Consider the following 6,615-nt stretch of genomic DNA (forward strand, 5'->3'; position numbering starts at 1 on the left):
TATCCAGATCGCGATCACTCACAAGCGCCCAATCCAACTTTGTCAACAGAACCTAAGATTAAAGACGGGTTGCGGTTGCGAAGCCCTGCGATTATGGCATGCTCTTGTCATGAAACCGGAGGAAAGCATGCCGACATCAGTGCAGGACACTTTCGAGCGCCTCGAAACTGAGTGGAAAGAGTTTCGCGAGAACAACGACGATCACACTGACAACCAGAACGAACTCGATGCTGCCCTCGCAGAAATTAGTGTTCAACGCATCAAGGAGTTGGCGGTATTGGCAATAGTTTTCCGTTGATCCGTGTTTTTAAGGACAGGTTACTATTCACACGAATATTTCCATTTTCACGCACGTCTTTCACCAGCTGGGAAATAGCACAGATGAAATATGCACTTTTAGCGATAGTGATCCTTGCTGCACCGGCGGCCCAAGCCCAAACCGACACCCGCATTGCGCGGCCTGGCTGCATCGGGTCAGACTGCGGAATCACCCAAAGCAATCGACCGGGCGCCTATCTTAGAAAAACCCCCTCCGATCGCATTAACAGGCTAAACCACAAGACCGGTCGCTGCTACATTGACGGCCGCGGAAGACGGATTTGTAAACAGTAGGCTGCGAGTGCCCCTCTTCCTCGGCGGTCGTTAACCGTCTCAATAAACCATCACGAAAGCGTTTCCTGGCCAAGGTCACGATAGCTCGGTAGACAGTCAGTGGCACATGTGAAGAGGAAATTAACAATGCCTGCTGACACATCATCGTTTAAGTACGCGATCGAAACCCGCGCGGTAAGCTTCGGTAGATGGGTCTACGTCATTCGTTTGAGTGAAAACAAAAGTAGGCCAAGCCGGAAATTTCCGACGCAAGAAGCTGCATTAAGAGAGGCCAAGGAGTTACTTTCCTATATGCGATAGCACATGCACTCGAAAACTTGGAAAAAAACGGAGTGCCTGGTGCGAACGTCGGTCGCGTGCGCAAGAATCGCGATGAACTTAATGCAGCTCTCTGATCATCGTAACAAAATCTCACTGGCATTGACTGCGATCATGGGCCTAGTTCTCGATATAGGTTGAGCAGCGGAATACCAAGTTATTAGATGCTTTCTCGACGAAAATGGGGTAACGGTCGAGCTCAGCTATCTACACCAAATTGAGCCAAGTTTGCTCGACACCCAGGACTTCGCACTGTTCATGAACTATCGCCGTCTCTTTTTATCGGCCAGTATCGTTGTGGTCGCGGTCCTTACCAGCTCTTTCGCGAGCCGCTCGGCATTAGGCCTTGTGATCGACAGCTGTAAGTTCAATCTTTCCGTGACGGGTTCTACATTCCCCTGTTTGAAAATCGTAGAGTCTCCTCGCCCGTTGGCGGCCTATGCAATATTGCGGGAGCCGACGCACAAAGAGCGGACCATCCTCACTCCCCTTGACGCCATCAGCGGCATAGAAGATCCGCGCCTTATGGTGACAAATGGGCCGAATTATTTCGATGATGCCTGGAAGGAAAGATCGATCATTCTGGATGCCTATCCGCAAAAGGACGAGTGGCTGGATGCAGCCCTGGCCATAAACGCTGCAACGAACCGCACGCAGGATCACCTCCATATTCACATAGGATGCGTCTCTACGCGCTTTAAGTTCGCACTGAACGGAAAAAAAGACGAGATCGATGACCTTTCCTTCAGGAAAATAAGAACAAATACCCCCTGGCGTTCATTCTGGGTGAAGTTCTACGCTGCTGACAACCTGAGTGACATCAATCCGTTTCACATTGTTGCAGAAGATGTACCAGGCGCGCGCGAAAACATGCAAGATATTGCTATTGGCGTTGTAGGGGGCTCGTCGAGAAGTGGCCAACGGGGCTTTTACATTCTTGCCCAGCTCGTCGGGGATAGGGGGTTTCAAGGTTCGGCAGAGGACTTGCTGGACCCAAAGTGCCGCCGGTAGGCGTCGTGCCACAGAGCCGCACCGCATGGATGCGCTGCCGGAAAGGCTGGCATAAAATTGCGAGGTCATCTGACCGTCCGAGCCGATCTCATATGGCTCGCCGATCAAGTATCGGCAAGCTGCGCTCGTAATTTCCGACTTCAGCGCGGAGACCAGGTCACCATCAAGTCCTGAGAACATAGGGTTTCACTGAGGCGCTCTGTCTTCTTTACTTCAATTGAGCGTTCGGATTGCGTCTCGTGTGGTAACGGCGTCGGAAGTTGTCCCCGATGCGGTCGACGTGATCGAGTTTGCAATATTCAGGAACTTGAGCAGTTCGATCGAACCCGCATTGGAAATGTACAAGACATCCTTGTCCTGAAGTGCAAATTTCTGCGCCGCGAACAAGCCAGCTGGATCCCGCAAGTTCGCTCGGAACACCACCGGAACAGTTTCATCGCGGAACGACGCTGTGTTGATTTGCATGTCCTGCAAGATCTTCTTATCCACCAAGCGGTATAGCAGAACCTGGCCTGGGTTGGCCTGCGTATCCGAAAGCCCCCCAGCCTTGCCGATACCTTCATTGAGACTGAGATCGGTATCGTCAAAGTCGAAGCGACCGTTCGTCCCCGCCGCACCAAAGGCCACAAATGTGCGGCGATGACGGTCGGCGAAGATCGTGTCGCCGGGCGCGATATAAATATTTTCGATCGGGTTCTTGAGAAGCGTTTCGTAAGCCACGGTCGCCGTCTTGCCGCGCCTTTGAAGGGTTATATTTGTTTCCATGCCAGGGGTCGCAAGGCCACCCGCCTCGGACAGCGCGTCAAGAATACGATCACCGGCAGGACTTACTTCAATTTTCTTCGGACTGTTGACGTCCCCGAGCACGGCAACCTGACTGGACACTGAGCTTACGGTCGAGATCACCACTTGCGGCTCGATCGCTCGGCTCGCCAGTTTGTCTTCGACGTTACGCTCGACTTCTTCTTTCGATTTTCCAGCCGCCACGATACGTCCGGCGTAGGGGACGCTGATCGTGCCGCCGCGGTCGATGGTTTGATTTGGTAGTGTAACGAAGTTGCCAGCGCGGCTACCCGCATCGGCTGGAATGAAGAGGCCGCCGGACTGAGATTCAAAGATCGAGACTTGGACTACGTCGCCGTAGCCGAGTGGAACATCCGGAGCCCCACCGCGGCCGCCGCCAAAACTTTGCTTCAGTGAGGCGATGGACTTCTGGTCGAAAAATCTCAACGTGTTCTGATTCAGATCAATCATAGCGTAGTCAATGCCGACCTTACGGTCAGGAGATGAGACCTTTATCGAGGCCTGAGTGTCTATCAATTTCGCATCTGGCCCAGAACGGGGCAGATATGTGCAGCTGGAAAGCAATAAAATGCTTAAACAGACGAGGCTCGTACGCGAAATTACAATTTTGCTCATCTAAAACCCAGTCGCTTCTGCACCAAAGGATAATCACTGCCTCTATGTCAGAAGCTTGAAACCAGTAGCACGCCTGATGTAAAAAACTAGTATCAGTAACATTATCGCCAGCATTGTATCTGCCGTTAAAGTTAACGCCATTTGCGCGATCATCCACTGCAATGTCAATCGGAAGGTCCGTCGATATGATCGGAAATATTGTTAATGACACGCAGATTTACGAAACAATGTGGCAAGAGAGGCACAGCAGACTTGCAACCGACCGCAGAAGCTTTCGCTAGACTCTCTTTTAAGCCACATGGGGTCGGCTATGCTATAGGGTATGTTCAAGCGGAATGCAGCTGGCCAGGGCTTATATTTCCATACCCAATGGTAAAGAGTTTTGCCGCCGTCATTTAAACCTAGGCGGAGGTAATACTACCTTGGCTCTTCGCAATTGCGAGAAGCTCGGTCCTTCGAGCACCATCTAATTTGTGATATGACCTTTTCGGGTGTACCACAAAGCCTTCGCCTCACATGGGCTTTACTGGATCAGGATAAGTTCGGACTCTATAGCGGCGCCGACTGAAACGGTATTCAGTCAACCGGCTAACGCGCGTTGCGCAAGCGGACCAACATCCGCTGAACATTTACCCTGCCCGATTGGCAAGTTCGCCTGTTGACGCAGGCGGATTCGTGGTGGCAGCGTCCCAAGGTCTTGTTCTCCCTACATCGAGATGGTTCGCGCTCGCTGTACCGGTCAATAGCGGCTTATGGGCTGCAGCGAAGACCGGGAAGGCAGCGCGAGATGGGCACAAATCAGTTGCCGCCATTCTATGGGCATCCAAAGTTTTGCCCCTCTTCTCGACGGCGACCAACCGATCATTTACGGATCACCCCAGGCATAGCCAATCCGGCACGTCGGCCTTCCGTGGGCAGTGACTGTTTTCTGGCAGGAGAAAGTCGGTTCCGGCCTTTGATAGAGATGCTCTGAGCCGTTTGAAGATCGATTAGTGCCGGCCAAGCCGGCAAGACGGCTACTTCCCGTATTGTCTAGCGCTCAATATTAGGGGATGGGCAAACTTGGGTGCGCAGATCTCCAAGCAATAATCTCACGCGTTCGGCTCGCCCAGGGCCGACCGCAAGAACTTGTGCTTCCAAAGACCCATAAGGGGTCTTACGTCAGCCCTATGTGCCAGAGTGTTACAAATATCAGTTCGAGCGAGGCAAACTGTTTGAAAATAGATCAGATCATGTGACGCGTTTACGGGTTGTTAGCTCAGTCCAACGCCTTATCGAGACACATTTTCCGGGCTGAACTAGCCTCGTGATATGACGAATCGATTAAAATATCTGATCATTGCGATCTTGATTTCACTGATGATGTGGGCTGGCCTAGTCGCGTTAGGCCTATGGATCATCACTGATCCTCCGCCCTCTGGCATCATCACCGGGACCAATCCGCCGCCTCACGACAAGTAATTGGTGGGGTGCCATCAGCGTTTGTCCGAGACGGCAGCTGTGGTGCTCATATCGATGCCGTCGATGGATTTTCCGCTTATCCAGACCGCGCCTGAAATCAGGCTGCTCCAGAGGCCGATCGAAACCACGAAGGCAATGAAAATGTACTTTATCCGCGTCGACATCGGCTACACCAATTTTCTACTGAAGCAAGTAAGACGCTGCCGCGTTAATTTTAGATTAGCTGATTGAGTAGAATGGGATGGCATTCGGCAAGATACGCTTTTGAAGCTCGGCATGGTAAATATTGTCTATCTGGGATTGCTGCCCAGCCATCTAATGTTTGCATGCCTACCGATATCCTCCAGGGAAGTCGGAGTCGGCCTCACTCCTGGGCTGGCTGCGTGCGTCTGACGGACCCGAGACGGACGCTATCAAATACATGGCCGACAGCAATCTCCTTTGCTCTCTTCATCTGCCACTTAAATGCCCCCCTCTCCTAGTCATCTTGCATGGGCGGCCGCGCCAGCAGCCCATTCCGATCACTCTAGCGTGCACATCCGGCAGACCTGTCGCCGATGCTCCATGGGTTGAGCCCATGTCGACCGTCGAAGACACAAACGGATTGCCGTTCAAAGTAATTGCTCATCTCGCGCACGGTACGTCACAGCGATGATACGGGCGCGATCTTGAAGGGCAGCTACATTCCTATTTCTCTGCATAAGTAAAACTTTACCGTTTTGTCCTACAAGATCTCCACTGGCTTTTTTTAAAAGGCGTCATCTGCAAAGGAGATGAAACGGATGCTTTGTGCAATTTTTACAAACAAAGTCGCATCATCTTTCATCGCGCCGGTCGGCATTTTCCTTTCCATCATCACTATGCCAGCAGTGTCGCATGCTGCAGGGCCCGCCGGCCAAGCGAAGGGCAGTGGCACCGCCATAACCCGTATACTTGAAGGTGAACGCACCTTGGCACCGTTCGCAAGTGTCGTTTTTTGTGTTCAGCAGCCTGACCAGTGCAAAGACACTGGGGGTGCCGATGTCGTCATGCTAGACGAAGCCCACAGGCGCGAATTGACCGACGTTAATTCCGCCGTCAACCGTTCGATCCGTCCGGTCAACGACCCGCCCGGCACCGATATCTGGAGCGTTGATGTTGCACAGGGCGACTGTGAAGACTTTGCCCTGACAAAACGCAAGCACTTGTTGGCTTTGGGATGGTCCTCCCGAGCACTTCGGATCGCTGTCGCACGGACACCGTCTGGCGAGGGCCATGCCGTGCTGATCGCAAAGACGTCAGAAGGCGATCTTGTGCTGGATAACCGGACGGGCCGCATTAAAGACTGGCTCTCGACAGATCTGCGCTGGGTGATGTTTCAGTCGGAACAAGGTCCGCAGCAATGGGTGGGGCTGAAAACAGGCCGGCCAGCGACAATGATGGTCTCCAAAACCCCAGAAGCCCCTGCAACAGCGAAAATCACCCCGAGGGAGTTGAAAGCCCACCATCAGGGGCGTGGTGTCCACGCTTTGAGCAAGGTTCGCACAAGAACAAGCTCGCGCAGATCTCACTAAAGCCGGCACCTCCGTCAAAGAACCGAGTTCGAAAAACATTCCTGGCAAACAGCGTCGTATTTTCCAACTGACGCGAGAGTGCGTGAAGAGACCAGCCCCGCTGCAATTATAGCTTCTCTAACTGATCATATTTGTCCCTTGCCGATCTTTAACACGAATTTCTAGGTCTTGCGCGCATCTACCTAGCATTACAGTTGCAGTTTTAGTTTCAAATGAGCGCGTCGTGCGGCAGCTTGATGCG

Annotated in this window: 5 protein-coding genes; 3 read left to right on the plus strand and 2 right to left on the minus strand. The window is 52.5% G+C overall.

The annotated features are described in order from the left end of the window. Positions 1-298, plus strand: a 298-nt coding sequence (locus EQW76_RS29535; RefSeq protein ID WP_203452808.1) for a hypothetical protein, incomplete at its 5' end; no start/stop codon positions are given. Between the two features lie 860 nt (positions 299-1,158). After that, positions 1,159-1,941, plus strand: coding sequence for a CDP-diacylglycerol diphosphatase (locus EQW76_RS28365; RefSeq protein WP_244617043.1), 783 nt, complete (start codon positions 1,159-1,161; stop codon positions 1,939-1,941). Positions 1,942-2,154: 213 nt separating this feature from the next. Here EQW76_RS28365 and EQW76_RS28370 read toward each other — a convergent pair whose 3' ends face one another. Next, positions 2,155-3,360, minus strand: coding sequence for a polysaccharide biosynthesis/export family protein (locus EQW76_RS28370; RefSeq protein ID WP_143123510.1), 1,206 nt, complete (start codon positions 3,358-3,360; stop codon positions 2,155-2,157). Positions 3,361-4,835: 1,475 nt separating this feature from the next. After that, positions 4,836-4,985 carry a hypothetical protein gene (locus tag EQW76_RS29120; protein ID WP_153816496.1) on the minus strand — a complete coding sequence of 50 codons (150 nt, stop codon included), beginning with the start codon at positions 4,983-4,985 and terminating at the stop codon, positions 4,836-4,838. A gap of 618 nt (positions 4,986-5,603) precedes the next feature. Here EQW76_RS29120 and EQW76_RS28375 point away from each other — a divergent pair. Continuing rightward, positions 5,604-6,374 carry a transglutaminase-like cysteine peptidase gene (locus EQW76_RS28375; protein WP_244617044.1) on the plus strand — a complete coding sequence of 257 codons (771 nt, stop codon included), beginning with the start codon at positions 5,604-5,606 and terminating at the stop codon, positions 6,372-6,374. Positions 6,375-6,615: the final 241 nt, after the last annotated feature.

The sequence above is a fragment of the Rhizobium sp. rho-13.1 genome (assembly GCF_007000305.1).
GTDB classification, from domain to species: Bacteria; Pseudomonadota; Alphaproteobacteria; order Rhizobiales; family Rhizobiaceae; genus Rhizobium; species Rhizobium rhododendri.

What these genes read in the sequence shown, in the direction of transcription:
- EQW76_RS28375 (WP_244617044.1), top strand. Translation starts at nt 5,604, where the DNA reads ATGCTTTGTGCAATTTTTACAAACAAAGTCGCATCATCTTTCATCGCG.
- EQW76_RS29120 (WP_153816496.1), bottom strand. Translation starts at nt 4,985, where the DNA reads ATGTCGACGCGGATAAAGTACATTTTCATTGCCTTCGTGGTTTCGATC.
- EQW76_RS28370 (WP_143123510.1), bottom strand. Translation starts at nt 3,360, where the DNA reads ATGAGCAAAATTGTAATTTCGCGTACGAGCCTCGTCTGTTTAAGCATT.